This window comes from Microscilla marina ATCC 23134 (assembly GCF_000169175.1).
GTDB classification, from domain to species: Bacteria; Bacteroidota; Bacteroidia; order Cytophagales; family Microscillaceae; genus Microscilla; species Microscilla marina.
The window spans coordinates 105964-121962 of record NZ_AAWS01000007.1; the positions used below are offsets into that span (position 1 = coordinate 105964).

10 protein-coding genes are annotated in these 15999 nt (G+C 38.8%); 9 read left to right on the forward strand and 1 reads right to left on the reverse strand.

From position 1 onward, the window contains the following. The first annotated feature begins 78 nt into the window (after positions 1-78). From M23134_RS07820 to M23134_RS07850, 7 genes are all read left to right on the forward strand, one after another. Positions 79-1431 (forward strand): Na(+)-translocating NADH-quinone reductase subunit A, encoded by a 1353-nt coding sequence (locus tag M23134_RS07820; RefSeq protein ID WP_002695207.1) that lies wholly within the window; start codon positions 79-81, stop codon positions 1429-1431. 101 nt (positions 1432-1532) lie between these two features. Further along, positions 1533-2903 carry an NADH:ubiquinone reductase (Na(+)-transporting) subunit B gene (nqrB, locus tag M23134_RS07825; RefSeq protein ID WP_002695208.1) on the forward strand — a complete coding sequence of 457 codons (1371 nt, stop codon included), beginning with the start codon at positions 1533-1535 and terminating at the stop codon, positions 2901-2903. 9 nt (positions 2904-2912) lie between these two features. After that, the gene (gene nqrC, locus M23134_RS07830; RefSeq protein ID WP_002695209.1) at positions 2913-3662 is read left to right on the forward strand and encodes an NADH:ubiquinone reductase (Na(+)-transporting) subunit C; all 750 of its coding nucleotides are present in this window, start codon (positions 2913-2915) and stop codon (positions 3660-3662) included. Between the two features lie 69 nt (positions 3663-3731). Beyond that, positions 3732-4388 carry an NADH:ubiquinone reductase (Na(+)-transporting) subunit D gene (locus tag M23134_RS07835; RefSeq protein WP_002695210.1) on the forward strand — a complete coding sequence of 219 codons (657 nt, stop codon included), beginning with the start codon at positions 3732-3734 and terminating at the stop codon, positions 4386-4388. Between the two features lie 34 nt (positions 4389-4422). Beyond that, positions 4423-5028 (forward strand): NADH:ubiquinone reductase (Na(+)-transporting) subunit E, encoded by a 606-nt coding sequence (gene nqrE / locus M23134_RS07840; RefSeq protein ID WP_002695211.1) that lies wholly within the window; start codon positions 4423-4425, stop codon positions 5026-5028. A gap of 336 nt (positions 5029-5364) precedes the next feature. Beyond that, positions 5365-9273, forward strand: coding sequence for a two-component regulator propeller domain-containing protein (locus M23134_RS07845; protein ID WP_002695213.1), 3909 nt, complete (start codon positions 5365-5367; stop codon positions 9271-9273). A gap of 427 nt (positions 9274-9700) precedes the next feature. Further along, the gene (locus tag M23134_RS07850; protein ID WP_002695216.1) at positions 9701-12103 is read left to right on the forward strand and encodes a SpoIIE family protein phosphatase; all 2403 of its coding nucleotides are present in this window, start codon (positions 9701-9703) and stop codon (positions 12101-12103) included. Between the two features lie 485 nt (positions 12104-12588). Here M23134_RS07850 and M23134_RS07855 read toward each other — a convergent pair whose 3' ends face one another. Then, positions 12589-13755, reverse strand: a complete 1167-nt coding sequence (locus M23134_RS07855) for a DUF3103 family protein (RefSeq protein WP_002695218.1) — start codon at positions 13753-13755, stop codon at positions 12589-12591. A gap of 327 nt (positions 13756-14082) precedes the next feature. Between M23134_RS07855 and M23134_RS07860 the strand changes: the two genes are divergently transcribed. Together M23134_RS07860 and M23134_RS07865 are read left to right on the forward strand one after the other, a co-directional pair. Continuing rightward, positions 14083-15153 (forward strand): phosphotransferase family protein, encoded by a 1071-nt coding sequence (locus tag M23134_RS07860; protein WP_002695219.1) that lies wholly within the window; start codon positions 14083-14085, stop codon positions 15151-15153. 23 nt (positions 15154-15176) lie between these two features. Next, complete coding sequence (locus tag M23134_RS07865; RefSeq protein WP_002695220.1) at positions 15177-15962, forward strand: DUF2071 domain-containing protein; 786 nt, start codon at positions 15177-15179, stop codon at positions 15960-15962. Positions 15963-15999: the final 37 nt, after the last annotated feature.

Here is a 15999-nt window from a genome sequence, read left to right on the forward strand (position 1 = left end):
AAAGAAGGCATTTTTTTTCTTGAAAAAGTTACTATTTTTGCGCAGTTTATAAAACACAAGAAAGTTACGGTATAGAAGATGTCTATCAAATTAAAACGTGGTTTTGATATAAATTTGGCTGGAAAAGCGAAAGCCGAAAAGGGAGATACCATCCATCCTGAGTCATACATTTTTAAGCCCACTGATTTTATGGGCATCAAGCGACCAAAAGTGATGGTGAAAGAAGGGGATGAGGTAAAAGCTGGAACCCCTATTTTCTTTGACAAACTCCATGAGCAGATAAAGTATACTGCTCCGGTAAGTGGAAGAGTATCCGAAGTAATTCGAGGTGCCAAACGCAAACCAATGGGGATCAAAATAGAAGCTGATCGTGAAACTCAATACGTTGAGTTCGATAAATACGATAGCAGTCAGCTGTCTGGCTTGAGCAAAGAACAAATCATTGCAAACCTTTCTGCAAGCGGTGTGTGGCCAAATATTATTGAACGCCCCTATGGTATAGTGGCAAACCCCCAAAACACACCCAAGTCTATCTTTATTTCTGGGTTTGACAGTAGTCCCCTTGCTCCTGATTACGATTTTGTATTCAAAGATCAGGGAAAGTACCTTCAGGCAGGAATAGATATACTCAGCAAGCTTACCTCTGGTAAAGTACACCTAAGCACTGAAGCAGGAGTAGCCTCGGTACTTAAAAACCTTACTGGGGTACAAAAGCATGAAGTACAAGGAAAACACCCTGCGGGTAACGTAGGTATACAGATTCACCACATTGACCCCATCATTAAAGGTGACATTGTGTGGACCACCACTCCTTATGGCTTACAGCAAATTGGCAAGCTTTTCTTAGAAGGACGTTATGATGCTTCTAAAACCATTGCAGTGGCTGGTTCGGAACTTAAAAACCCTTGCTACTATGATACCTGTGTAGGTGCTACAGTGATTGGGTTTTTGAAAAACAACCTCAAACAAGACAATGTGAGAATAGTGTCTGGCAATGTACTTACTGGTGAAAAAATAGAAATGGATAGTTCCGTTGGTTATTACAACAACCTCATTACAGTAATACCTGAAGGCGATCAATATGAGTTTTTGGGTTGGATCACACCAGGCAAAAACAAGTTGAGCATACATCGTCCAATAGGTTTGTTGTCTTTTCTGACGCCTAAAAAAGAATATGTTCTCGATACCAATATGAAAGGCGAAGAAAGAGCCTTTGTACAAACTGGAGTCTTTGAAAAAGTAGTGCCTATGGATATTTTTCCGGTGTATCTGCTGAAAGCCATTATGGCAAATGACTTTGAAGAAATGGAAGCATTGGGTATTTATGAGGTCATAGAAGAAGACTTTGCTTTGTGCGAATTTGTGGATGTATCTAAAATAGATGTGCAGGCAATTGTACGTGAAGGGATCAACGCGCTCATGGATGCCTAATTTTTGCTTGTACCAAGCATATTGAAACAATCAAGAGAAATACAACAACTGATAAGAAGCAGCATTAGCGGATTGCTATCTATTGAACTTTTATTAATGATATGAAATTCTTACGTAATATCTTAGATAAACAGAAACCAAACTTCGAAAAAGGGGGGAAACTACATTTTCTTCACTCTGTTTTTGATGGTTTCGAAACCTTTTTGTTTGTCCCCAAACATACTACTCCTGACAAAGGTGCTCAGGTACGCGACGCCATAGATATGAAGCGTCTGATGATCACAGTAGTGGTAGCTATGGTGCCTTGCTTATTGTTCGGTATCTGGAACACCGGGCACCAACACTATTTGGCAATTGGCGAAACAGCCGACCTGATGGCCAAAATCATTTATGGAGCCAAAGTAGTATTACCAATAGTGATTGTGTCGTATGGTGTAGGCTTAGGAATTGAATTTGCCTTTGCCCAAATGCGCGGACACGCTATCAACGAAGGTTACCTTGTTTCCGGAATGTTGATTCCCCTCATTTTACCTGTAACTATTCCTTTATGGCAAGTAGCTTTAGCCTCTGCCTTTGCGGTAATTATTGCCAAAGAGGTTTTTGGAGGTACAGGTATGAATATTCTGAATGTAGCTATGACTGCGCGTGCTTTCTTGTATTTTGCTTATCCTACTTATATGGCTGGCGATATCAAAGTATGGACTGCAGGAGAGCCTACTGTCATTGAACAAAAATTAGATGGATACACTCGTGCCACTGCACTTGGGCTGGCTGCAGAGCAGTCCAGTAATTTGGCGGCTGAGATACAGAATGCCCGCGAAGCTTATGTAGATAAAAAGGTAAAAGAAGCTGAAACAAAGGGTGAAATAAAGGACCCTGTGGCATTTAACCAAAAAATGTACAAGGAAGCGGATAATTTACCAGAAGTCAAAAAGCTTAAAGAACAAATACCTTCTCACGTCACCAATGCCTTTGAGTCTAAGAAAGGAGGCATCTATTCGCTCAAAAGTTTTGTAATAGGTACTATCCCAGGGTCTATTGGCGAAACTTCTTTTTTAATGTGTCTAATTGGTGGAATCATTCTCATATTGACAGGTGTAGGAAGCTGGAAAATTATTGTCAGTGCCTTTGGAGGAGCTTATCTCATGGGACTTTTATTTAACGCCATTGGAGGTAACGCATTTATGGCAATGCCTGCGCATTATCACTTGGTAATGGGAGGACTTGCTTTTGGTATAGTGTTTATGGCAACTGATCCTGTAACTGCCGCTCAAACTGAAATAGGCAAATGGTATTATGGTTTTTTGATAGGTGCGCTTACCGTCTTGATCCGTGTATTTAACCCTGCATATCCTGAAGGCATTATGTTGGTTGTATTGTTGATGAACGTTTTTGCTCCATTGATTGACTACTACGTAGTAGCTGCTAACAAAAAGCGTCGTTTGAAAAGATTAGAGTTAAAAAAAGCATAATAAGGAACAATGAAAAAGGATTCTAAAGCTTATCTTATTACATATACCCTGTTGATTACCATCATTTCAGGTTCGTTGCTTGCAATGGCGTCAAAGGGGCTGGAGAGTTACAAGGATGCTAATAAAAAACTGGAACTCCAGAAGAGCATTGTAAACACGTTTATGGAGTTACCTAAGTCTAAAGAGAAAATAGTAGAAGTTTACAACAAACGGGTAAAAAACTATGTTGTAAATGCTCAAGGAGAGGTAATAAAAGGAATGAAGGCCTCTAAAGTAAAGGTAGGAGAAGAGTATTCGGCAAAGCGTGAAACCCCCAGAAGAAGAAACTTGCCTGTATATGAAATATACGGTGAAGACGGAAAAGGAGAGGTGTTATATTATGTATTTCCCTTATATGGTTTTGGTTTGTGGGACGTTATCTGGGGCTACATTGCACTGGATGCTAAAGATCTAAATACGATCAAAGGTGTAGTGTTGGCTCAAAAAGGTGAAACTCCCGGTTTGGGTGCCAGAATTTCTGACCAAGAAATTCACGACCGATATACTGGTAAAAAAATCTATGACGACAAAGGGCAGTTACAACGTGTAGTAATGCAGCGAGGCGAGCATCAGGGGAAGAGTATTCAGCATTACAAAGGGCAAGAGCACAAAGTAGACGGAATGTCTGGTGCTACTATTACCGGAAACGGAGTAAATGCGATGTTCAAAGAGTATTTGAAACTGTATGATGGCTTTATTCAAAAAAAGAATAAGAAGTAAGCCTCATAATATTTAATAAAATTTTATAGAAACCCTGAGGTATCAAGCCTTTTAAAAATATAAATCATTATGGCAGAAACTACAATTGAAGAAGTAAAGCCTAAAAAGAAAGAGGCATTATTTTCTAAGAAAAACCGACGAATTCTTACTGACCCGTTAGATGGAGATAATCCGATTACGGTACAGGTATTGGGTATTTGTTCAGCGCTTGCTGTAACCGCACAATTGAAGCCTTCACTGGTAATGAGTATTGCTGTTATCTTTGTAATGGTTGGTTCAAGTGTACTTACTTCTTTGCTGAGAAACACCATTCCTTCACGCATCCGTATTGTAGTACAGTTGGCCATTATTGCTACATTTGTAATTTTGGTAAACGAACTACTTTTAGCTTTTGTATACGATACAGCTAAAGATTTGGGAGCTTTTGTAGGCTTGATTATTACTAACTGTATTGTAATGGGACGCCTGGAAGCTTTTGCAATGGCTAATAAGCCTTGGCCTTCATTTTTAGACGCGTTAGGCAACGCAATGGGGTACGCTATTATTCTTTTATTGGTAGCTTTTTTCCGTGAGTTGTTGGGGTCTGGCACACTATTCGGCTTAAAAGTATTTCCAGAGAGTCTTGCCACCAATGGTTTGATGCTTTACTCTTCTGGTGCTTGTATTGTAGTTGGTGTGCTTATTTGGGCACAACGTTCGTTTAATGGCTATCGTGAAGATGCCTGATTTTTAAGTAGAACTAAGGATTTAAGAATATATTATGGAACTAATTAGCATTGCAATTCGCTCTATATTTGTCGAAAATATGATCTTTGCCTATTTCTTGGGTATGTGTTCATATTTGGCTGTATCAAAAAACGTGAAAACAGCCATAGGACTTGGAATGGCGGTGATTTTCGTACTGACAATGACTATCCCCATCAACTATTTGATTTACAACTATGTGCTAAAGAAGGATGCATTGGCATCTATCTTTGGACCCGGTATAGATCTAAGTTTTCTTATGTTGATTGTGTTTATTGCAGTAATTGCCTCATTTGTACAATTGACTGAGATGATTGTAGAGAAATTCTCCCCAGCATTATATGGAGCTTTGGGTATATTTTTACCTTTGATTGCCGTAAACTGCTCAATTCTAGGAGGTGCCCTTTTTATGTTAGGTAAGCCTTATACCTTAGGACAAGCCACTGTTTTCGGTCTTGGTTCAGGTATAGGTTGGTTATTGGCAGTAGTTGCCTTGGCTGCCATCCGTGAAAAAATTAAATATTCAAATGTGCCTCCTCCTTTAAGAGGTTTAGGAATCACATTTATCTTGGTAGGTTTAATGTCATTTGGGTTTTTGAGTTTTTTAGGTTTTTCAATCTAAACAAAGCCTTATATTTGATATTAATAAACAAAAAAGCCCTGAGTTTTTACTCAGGGCTTTTTTGTTTATTGGCGCATAATTTTTGAGACAAGAGATGATATGAGCGTTTGTTTTTCAGAGTTAAAAGCCCCGATAGGGTCTAGCACCGATATTCATCGGTATCTAAGGACTTGCGACTTGTTGCTTGAAGCTTACCCCCTCTCGGGGCTTTTAAGTAAGTTATAAAACGCAAACTATCCTTCATTATAGCACATTGCTGCAACTATGTGCCAGTAGGATAAGTTATAGAATGAATATAGCTATAATCTTATCATTGATTTTTTATAAAAACAACCTATGAGGTTTTGGATTACACTGTATTTGTTTTGTGTTTTTTTTCAGGTCTCTGCACAGCAATATTTCTTTCGAAACTATTCACTAAAAGCAGGTATTCCCCAGTCAGAGGTATATACTTTGGTAAATGGACCCAAAGGTGGAATTTGGTTGGGAACAAATGGGGGAGGAGTTGCTCGCTTTAATGGACATAAGTTTGAAGTATTCAACAAGCGAACCCATGGGTTTGTTCATGACCAAGTAAATCAACTTTTTTTTGATAGTAAAGATCGGCTTTGGATAGGCACTACGACTGGTATTAGCCGTTTTGATGGGAAATTGACCAAAAGCTTTCCTTTGCCGCTTACGGCCTCTAGTGAGATTTCTTTTAAGTTCTGCGAAGACCCCCGAAAACCTGGCAGAGTGTGGAGCATGTCTATACTCAACCAAAAGATTCAGTATTTTGATGGAGACCAAGTAGTTGATTTTACCGACCAATATCCTAAACAATTAAAAAATGTTCCTTTCTTAAATTTCATCTTACTTAATAACGGTAATTTTCTTATTGCCACTGGCAAAGCATTGCTTGAATACAATGGCAAAGTACTTCGGGAGTCCCCCATAGCATTGCATCCAAAGTTTAAAGGAGCAAGGCTTAATCCTTTTTTAGTAGACAATGCAGGTAATTTATGGTTGTGGGCAGCCAAGCCACCCACCAACGGGCAACCTGCTACCCGGCGTTTGTTTAGGTATAACAAAGGACAAGTTAAAGAAATAACCTTGCCTCCACAAATACCTCCATTTAGGGTGAACGCTATTGGTCTAAAAGATCGCCAGGGGAACTTATGGCTGACTACTAACCGCAATGGGGTGTTGAAATATGACGGTAAGGTATTTCAGCATTTTTCTACGCAAAACGGCTTGCCTGCTAACACTACTGCCAGTTTGCTGGAAGACAGCGAAGGAAATATTTGGATAGGCACTATAGGAGCAGGATTGATAAGGTACAGTGGAGACACCTTTACATTGTTTGATCAGGAACACACCAAAATAGCCTCTAATTTTACTCGTGCAATTTATCAGGATGGTGTAGGTAATTATTGGATTGGAACAAATAGCAGAGGCATTACCCGCTTTGATGGTGTAAGTGCAGTCAGCTTCTTTAGTACTGCCGAAAACGAGGTAGGAAGAGTACATGATTTTACAAGGATAGATGATCAACAATTTTTGGTAACAACCACCCGAAAAGGGATTTTAAAGTACAATGGAGAAAAGTTTGTGCCTGCCAATACGAGTTATGGTATTCCTGCAAATCGGGGGGTAGGGGTTTCTTTTAGAGATGGTGACACTTACTGGTTTGGTGTATTTGGCTTAGGGGTAATCAAATACTCGCCTGACGGAGTAGATACTTTAAGTGCTAAAAAGCATGGTTTGATTAATAATATCATTACGTCCATTACTAAAGATGGCAATGGTCACATGTGGTTTGGTTCCCTTCGCAATGCCACAGGTGGTTTATCTCGCTATGATGGCAAAAAAGTGACTACTTGGCATAAGTCAGATACTCTCAAGACAGAGTTAGTGATGCAAATGACGACTGATAATAATGGAGGTGTATGGATTGCTACTTATGGCGAAGGAGTGATCAGGCATTCGGGTGGCAAGTTTAGTTATGTGACTACTAAACAAGGAATTAGTGATAATACCATCTATTCTATTATAAAAGATGATGAGGGGCATATTTGGCTGGGAGTACAAGGAGGAGTAGATAAGATTATTTTGGACAAACAAGCCAAAATTGTTTCTATCAAGCACTTCAGGCAAGAAGACGGTTTTATGGGCATAGAAAATAACGGCAAAGCAGTGTATAAAGATGCCCAAGGAAACCTATGGTTTGGCACCTTGGGTGGGGTAGTGAAATATACTCCTAATGCCCGAAGGTTGTATCATCAAAAAGCCAAACTAAATATTAAGGAAGTGAGGTTGTTTTTGAAAAAAGTAGACTGGCAAAGCGATGAATACAAGCAATATGCCCAGTCAATAAACGCATTTTTTCCAGTGCCTCGTCAATTGAAGCTCCCTTACCACTTAAACCATATTACTCTTTATTTTGAAGGGATTAGTTATTTTATTCCTGAAAAAGTAGCTTATAAATGGCGCCTAGACGGTTTAGACAAAGAGTGGTCACCAGTATCCACATCACAAAAAGCAACTTATACCAACTTGCCCCCGGGCAAATATACATTTAGATTAAAAGCCCGTAACAGTTGGGGGCAGTGGACAGGGCAAGACTATGTGTATGAGTTTGAGGTAATGACCCCTTACTGGCAAACCTGGTGGTTTAGAGCATTGGTAGCATTGATAGCAGGGCTATTGATTGTGCTGGGGTTTAGGTGGCGCTTGAGTACCATTAAAGCTCGGCAAAAAGAGCTACAACGTTTGGTAGATGAAAAGACTCTAGAGGTGAGAACCCAAAATGAAGAAATACTTGAGAAAAACGCAGAACTAAAGCAGCAAAAAAAAGAGATACTAGTACAGAATGAGCAAATTCATTTGCAAAATGAAGAAATACAAGTGCAGCGTGATCAATTAGAACGGTCGTTTCAAAATGTAAAGTTATTGAGCGAAATAGGGCAAAAAGTAACTGCCAATCTTTCGGTACAAAAAATTGCTGAAACTTTTTATGAGCAAATAACTGCAGTAATGGAGGTAGATGAGTTTGGGATTGGTTTGTATGATGCAGAGCAAAGAGCTTTGGTTTTTGACCTGATTTATGTAGGCAATGATCGTTTGCCCCAGGTAACATTGCCACTCACACAAACAAAGCGTTTGTCAGTGCACTGTTTTTTAAATAAAAAAGAATTGGTATCGGGTGATGTAAAAAAAGATTTTGTGAATTATACCAGTGCCAAAGATGCATACATTGAAGGTAGCTTGTTGAGTTCTATGTTGTGTGTACCTATTCTAGAGGGAGAACAAGCATTGGGGGTAATGACACTGCAAGCACGAAAGCTTGATGCGTATGCTGATTATCATGTAAGTATGGTACGCAGCCTAAGCGCTTATGTGGCAATTGCTACTCAAAACTCAAATGTATTCAATCAGGTGAAAATTCAAAAAAGAGAGATAGAAGTTAAAAACGAAAATATCACGGCAAGTATTAACTATGCCAAACAAATTCAACAAGCTATTCTGGGTAGAGCCAAAGATATTGCCCAGTATTTTAGCGATGCTTTTGTATTGCTAAAGCCAAAAGATATAGTGAGTGGTGATTTTTACTGGAGCACTAAAGTAACGACTGAACAGGCACAACAAAAAATAGTACTGGTGGCAGCTGATTGTACCGGGCACGGAGTACCAGGGGCGTTCATGACTTTGATGGGGAGCGATTTTCTGGATGACATTGTATGCAAAGAAAAAATGACCCAGCCCGACCGTATACTACAGCAGCTGGAACAAAGAGTAATAGAGCGATTGCAAAAAAATGAAGGCGATCAGGTAAACGACGGTATGGATATGGCAATCCTTAGTGTTGATCCTCAAAGCTTGACTCTTGATTTTGCCGGAGCCAAAAACCCACTATGGCTCATACGCAATGGTGAACTGATAGAGTACAAAGGTTCCAGGTTTCCTATAGGAGGGAGCTCGCAATACCAAAAAATGAAACAATTTGATTTGCATGCCATTGATTTACAACCAAAAGACGTGTTGTATATATTCTCGGATGGCTATCAAGACCAGTTTGGTGGCCAAAAAGGTAAAAAATTTATGAAGCAACAGTTAAGAGAATTGTTAATTAAGATTCATCAAAAGCCTATGCAGGAGCAACAAAAAATACTGGAAAATACCCTGAAAAACTGGATGAGTTATTTGCCGGAACACAGTGAAGTAAAGCAGGTAGATGATATATTGGTAATAGGGGTAAGCATTTGATAAATATAACTTATTATGGGAAGTGGCGAGCCTAACTATTAAAACACATCTATTTGTTGAAAATAAAGAAATCTGGCAACAAAGCAACAAGCAACTGACGACTAATGGGACAAGCCCAGCTTTTTGTTCATAGACTTTACTACTTTGTGTTGCCTTACAAAGTAGATGTAAGTTTTTAACCATTAAGTGTTTGATATTAAGCCCAAAAATTACTTAATTGTTATATAAAATTATACTCTACCCAGTTTGTTTAAAAATCCCGTCCTCACCAACCGATCAAAAGGGCGAAAAATAGTAGAGTAGAATAATAAAATTCAACCAACTGTTGTGTATTCTCTACTCCAGATGTTTTGATTTCACTCACTATCGCCATATTTTTTTGTTTTCACTTATAAGACATGCTGTAAGTAAAGCAGAGGGCTACTACATGACTAAATGGTTGCAAATACTACTCTTTATTTTGGTTATTATGCTCAGTGGACACTGGGTAAAAGCACAAACTCCTACAACTGACCACTGGAAGAAGGTTAAAGCAGACAAAAAAGGCACCTTATGGGTAATATATACCAATAATGAACCTTTTATAAAGGCTGAGCTACAAGGACAGCCGACCGGACTTGAACCTGATATTATCAGGGCTTTTGTAAGGTTTATCAAATCTCGTTATCAAATCGACTTACAACTACGTTGGAAAAAGTTCAAGCAATTCAAAGATTGCTATAAGGCCATTAAACAAATGAAAGCAGGAGTGATTGCCTGCGCTGGTTTTTCTATTACCGATCAACGAAAGCGTGAGCTTCAATTTTCAAAAGCTTACATGCCTGATATAGAAATACTCATCTCTAGTCATAATGTGCCTGTATTTGAAGACATCACCTCATTCAATAAATACCTACCTCAACTCAAAATCATTACCATTCGTAATACTACTTTCGAGCAGAACCTGAAAGACTTGATCAAAACCAGGGCTTTTACCAACCTTAGCTATAGCTACATTCCTAGCGGAGAAATTATGCGAGATTCTTGTGTAAACAAGGACAATTTTTTGGCTTATACTCAGCTACCCAATTACATTATGATGCTGCAGCAAGGAAAGCTCGTACAAAGACAACGCCTTTTTAATGTAGTGAGAGAAGGGCTTGCTTTGGCGTTGCCCCTGAAATCAGATTGGAAACAGCCTCTCGATACCTTTTTTGCGCAACCCGCCAGCAAACAATTGATTAAAAATATCATCAATAAACACTTTGGTAATTTTGCTACAGACTTAATCATTGATGCCCAAAAAAACCGTGATGACACCCACCGTGAAAATCAAATGGTGTCGATGGAACAAAAATTTCAGGAATTATTAATTCAGAAAACAAAAGAGCAGTTAAAAAGTGAAAAACTGCAAACGCGTATTGCGCTCCTGGCTTTGGCTGCATTGATTGTGTTATTTAGTGTTTTAGGTTGGTTTTTGTACAACCGTGAAAAAATAAAAAAAATCGCCAGGCAAGAGTTAGCACGAAAAAATGCTGAAATAGCTGCTCAGGCTGCCAGTATTAAAGAATCTTATCAAAAACTTGAGTTAATATCTGACCTGGGTAAGTTGGTAATTGCCAATTTATCTATCGAAGACATCATCAAAACGGTATACCAACAAGTACTATCGCTTATGCCCACCGAAGAGTTTGGGATTGGTATATACGACCCTGTAAGAAAAAGCCTGGTATATGAGGTATACTTTAGTAAAGGCAAACGTATGCCTGTTTTTTCACTGCCTGTGAGCCAGAGTGATCGTTTGACCCTCAAGTGTTTTACCCTTAAGCAAGAAATAGTACTGTCAGACTTGCCAAATGAATATACCCAATACCTGGACTCGCTCGATGCGTACGAACCCCAAGAACTATTAAACTCTATGATATGTTTGCCATTGATAGCAGGTGACCAGGCCATTGGTATTATCAATGTACAACATTCAGCAAAAAATGCTTATGGCAGTCAACATGTGAGCATTTTCAGAAACCTGGCAAACTATGCCATTATTGCCATTCAAAATGCCAAGGTGTTCAAACAGCTAGAGTCGCAAAAAAATGATATTACGGCAAGTATAAATTATGCCAAACAAATTCAAGACGCCATGTTACCTGGTATAGAGACAATGCAAGCGTTTTTGCCCAATATATTTGTCTTGTTTAAACCCAGGGATATAGTGAGCGGTGATTTTTATTATTTTGCTGCCAACGCCGATAAGTCTAAATGTGTATTGGCAGCTATAGATTGTACTGGTCATGGGGTGCCAGGTGCTTTTATGAGCTTGATTGGGAATGACATTTTAAATAGTATTATTGAACAAGAAGGCATTATAGATGCGAACCTCATTCTTGATAAATTACACACAGGAGTGTATACATCGCTTAGGCAAGATAGCAACTCCAATCGTGATGGAATGGATATCTCTTTATGTGTAATAGACAAGGCAACCCAAACCTTACAGTTTGCCGGAGCAATGAGTTCATTGGTGTACGTGCAAAATGGAGAATTAAAACGATTGGTGGGTGATAAAATGCCCATAGGTGGAGAGCAAAGAGAAAGAAACCGACAGTTTCAAAAACAAGTACTGGATATAAGTATTCCTACCACTTTATATCTATACTCAGATGGTTACCAAGATCAGTTTGGTGGCGAGCATAACCGCAAATTTATGGCACCCCGTTTCCGGGAATTGCTTTATAGTATACACCAAACCCCTGTAACTGAACAGAAAAAAAACCTTGAGTCTACCCTTAGGCATTGGCAGCAAAACAACGATCAATTAGACGATATATTGGTGATTGGGGTCAAGATATAAATGGGGTTTATTGTACTGTAAAAATAAAGTTCCGTTCCTGTATACAATACTCCGCAGTGATTTTAGTCAAAGTTGTTTGCTGGTTATCAGTCATTGATGAATTTAAAAACTATTTAATTGGGTGTTTAGGCATAAAACCGAAACACTTTTAAAAATAAAGTGAGTATACAATCTTAAAACACTGGTTTACAGCATTTAACAAGGTGAACATTTACTCGAATCAGCTATGGACTATTGTGTATACCATTCTAGCCCAAAATAGGAACAGGTATTTAGGGTTTGTTTAAACTTTCGCATTTAGCATGATTTTCGATGAACTTTAAACAAGTTCTTATTATCATCAAAAAAATACCCCCTGTTTGAATAACTTAACAGAGGGTAACTTTAAAATATATTGTGTAGAATACTTGAAGATTAATAACTAAAAATGAGTGTAATATTTATAAGGGTAATTTAGATGTTGTAATGCTGTCAAGCATTAGTAATTAATTGGCCGGGATAAAAAATGGCGTCAAATCTACATTTGCATTGCCACCAGCACCATTATAATTGCGATAAGTTCTATTCTTTTCTATTGTATAAAACGAATCAACGTAGTCATCATCATTGGTAAACCAAGCATCGGGCATTGCTTGAATAATGGCATTGGCAATTTGCCCTAAGGCACTTACTATGGGTACTTCAGTAAGCAAGCCAGTAATTTTAAACACACCATCTACAATCACTGCTACCATATCTTTGTAATTATGGTTGTCATCTTTTTCAAACAACTGTATGTTCGCTGCTTGATAGTCGTAGTCATCCCAGAAAAGCAACACTTGGTTTGGGTAATAAGTTTTGCCATCTGTATCTAGGTAATACATTGGAATTACATTGATTTGAGCTTCTTTCTGGTTGCCGCGAATACCAGAAGTGATCGCGTATACCTCTGCCGATCCACTAATCCAAGGTTCTTTGTCATCGTTCAAGCGAATGCGGTCTAACTTGGTAGTTTCCAAGCCCGAAGCTGTTGTTCTTTTTTTGGCTGCTGTGCGTTGAGCAAAATTTTGTAACCCCTTCTTCTTTAATTGTTTATTCATGTAAGCAACCTCTACCTTCAAAGCTTCAAAACCATCGGTTTCTACTACTATTACTGGTACTTCAGGTGCCTTGAAAGGGTCAAGGTACACCACTTCTTTCTGAAGGTTATAAGCCTTTACCTTGGTCCATTCGGCTTCATCTTTTTGGGTAGGTGCATAGGCTATCAATAGTTTAGAAAAATCTACTCCAGCAGTAGGTTGGTGCAACCATAACTCAGGCACTTCTACATTATCAGGAGCCTCTACATTTTTGTAAGTAGCTTCTGCACTGGTTACCACTTGGCGCAGTTGCTGCGTAGCCGTGTTGTTTATCCCCTCAGATTTTACCTGGTCTAGTATTGTAGCAAGGGCTACACTAGGTTGTTGGGCCTTAAGTGAGTTAATAATGCTATTGCGACTAGACTTTTGATTGAGCAAGTCTACTACATCAAGGGCTATCTTATCTTTGTTGATTGATTTACTGGTAGCGGGAATGTTTTTTTCAGGTGCCACCTCTGATTGTTTTTGACAACTTGCCAAAACAGTGATAAAAGCCAGGCATATCACCCAAGCTTTGAGTTTTAAGATATTCATTTTGTTATGTTGTTAGTTTAGTTAATTAATCTTCTGCCAATATTTTTTTTTAAAGTGATAGCAAATAAAAAAAACAGTTTTTCAAAACAAAATTTGGGTAAGGTTTTTTTGACTATTGGTTATTTTTTTTCTAGGTGGTCAGTTTCTACATGGTAAAAGGTGGCTGATAGTTATTTATTATTTTTCAGTACCCTCAAAGTCAAGGCAAGTAATTCATTGGTTACCCATAGCTAAAAGCGAACTACTAAAAACTATAGTTTTTAAAAAAATATACTTAATTTAACAGTTAACATTACCTTACTTATTTTAAATAAACTTACTTGGCAGATGGAGCAACCCCAAATTGATGAAGCACGCGCAATACGTAAAGGAGAAGAATTAAATACAGAAAAACTTCAGGCTTTTCTAAATGAAGAATTAAATATGGGAGATGCCTCTCTGGAAATTGCCCAGTTTCCGAGTGGTTATTCAAACCTTACCTATCTATTAAAACTAGGAGACAAAGAACTTGTATTACGTCGTCCGCCCTTTGGAGCTGAAAAAATAAGCAAAGGGCACGATATGGGCAGAGAGTATAAAGTATTGTCAAGGTTAAACCCTGTATACCCCAAAACCCCCAAACCCTTGGTATATACCGAGGACAGTTCTATTATTGGAGCCCCTTTTTATATTATGGAACGTGTCAAAGGCTCCATCCTAAGAGCCAATCAAAAGGTAGATATGTCACGGCAGGAAGCCCGTATTTTGTCCGAAAATTTTATACATAATTTGGCAAGACTCCATAAAATTGACGTAAATGAAACTGGGCTTATAGAATTGGGCAAACCAGAGGGGTATATGCGCCGTCAGGTAGAAGGATGGATTGAGCGTTATAAGAAGTCACAGACAGATGATATTCGTGATATGGACGAAGTAATACAATGGTTTCCGGACAATATACCCGAAACCAAGTATACTTCTTTTATTCACAATGACTATAAGTACGACAACATAGTACTCAACCCTGAAGACCCTACCCAAATAAAAGCTGTGCTCGACTGGGAAATGTCTACCGTTGGCGACCCACTCAGCGACCTTGCCACTACCCTTGCCTATACCACCGAATCTACCGATCCTGAACCCCTTAGAATGTTTGGTATTCGTGCTTTTGAGGGGGTAATGAGTCGTGATGAAACTGTACGACGTTATGAGGCAGCCAGTGGTATAAAAACCGAAAACATGGTTTTTTATTTTGCTTTTGCCACCTTCAAGTTAGGTACTATTTGTCAACAGATTTACTATCGTTATAAGGAAGGCTTTACCAAAGATCCCAGGTTTGCCCCGCTCATATTTTTGGTGAAGGCCACCGCCAAACTCTCTGCCAGTGCAGTGCGTAATGGTAGAATAAGAGATATTTAAAGTATTAGACAAACAAGCTAAAAATGAGCTACCAGGATAAACTCAATCAAAGGGTAAGCACCAACATTAAAGAGGGGCGTTGGTCGGCCGAAACCACATTAGATCATTTTGCATTGGTAAATTACGCCTTACCTTTGGCTCGGTTGCGTCCATTGATTCCTGCACGCTTTGACATTCCCACATTTGAAGTAAACGATGAACTTTGCGCTTTTATAAGTGCGGTACCATTCATAGATCGTGATTTTCATTTCCCTCATGTGTATCCTTCACCTCGCTATCATTTTGGGCAAATCAATTACAGGGCCTACATTACCGACAAAGAAACTGGCGAGGATGTGGTTTGGTTTTTTGGTACAGTGCTGGGGTCACATTGGTATAACCTGCCGCGTAGGTTATGGAAAATGCCCTGGTATTATGGGGATTTTTCTACCAGTTTTCATTATGACCATAAAGACGGTTACCAAACCTATAAAATCAACATAGACTCTGTCTGGGGCAAAACAAGGATAGAACTCAAAGATACAGCAGAGGCAGTTACTACGGCTGAAGGTTTCGATAATATTAGCCAAATGAAGCTGTTTTTGACCCATCCTGTTCAAGGGTTTTATTATAGAACCAACGGCAAAATAGGTACTTATCGAGTATGGCATCCAGAAATGCGACTGACCAATGCTGTGGGTGAATATTTATATTTTGAGCCGTTCGAAAACCTCAAGTTATTGTCGCGCGAAGAAATGCGTTATCCTCATTCAGTGTTTATTTGCCCTGAAATATTATTTAGGGTTGAGCTACCCCCAAAGGAAGTTTAAGTAGTAAATGACTGGTTTTTAGTGCTTTAACTTCTAA

Excerpts from the sequence above, each read along its gene's own strand:
- nqrE (WP_002695211.1), top strand. The coding sequence starts at position 4,423 with ATGGAACTAATTAGCATTGCAATTCGCTCTATATTTGTCGAAAATATG.
- M23134_RS07860 (WP_002695219.1), top strand. The coding sequence starts at position 14,083 with ATGGAGCAACCCCAAATTGATGAAGCACGCGCAATACGTAAAGGAGAA.
- M23134_RS07855 (WP_002695218.1), bottom strand. The coding sequence starts at position 13,755 with ATGAATATCTTAAAACTCAAAGCTTGGGTGATATGCCTGGCTTTTATC.
- nqrB (WP_002695208.1), top strand. The coding sequence starts at position 1,533 with ATGAAATTCTTACGTAATATCTTAGATAAACAGAAACCAAACTTCGAA.
- M23134_RS07820 (WP_002695207.1), top strand. The coding sequence starts at position 79 with ATGTCTATCAAATTAAAACGTGGTTTTGATATAAATTTGGCTGGAAAA.
- M23134_RS07850 (WP_002695216.1), top strand. The coding sequence starts at position 9,701 with ATGACTAAATGGTTGCAAATACTACTCTTTATTTTGGTTATTATGCTC.
- M23134_RS07865 (WP_002695220.1), top strand. The coding sequence starts at position 15,177 with ATGAGCTACCAGGATAAACTCAATCAAAGGGTAAGCACCAACATTAAA.
- nqrC (WP_002695209.1), top strand. The coding sequence starts at position 2,913 with ATGAAAAAGGATTCTAAAGCTTATCTTATTACATATACCCTGTTGATT.
- M23134_RS07845 (WP_002695213.1), top strand. The coding sequence starts at position 5,365 with ATGAGGTTTTGGATTACACTGTATTTGTTTTGTGTTTTTTTTCAGGTC.
- M23134_RS07835 (WP_002695210.1), top strand. The coding sequence starts at position 3,732 with ATGGCAGAAACTACAATTGAAGAAGTAAAGCCTAAAAAGAAAGAGGCA.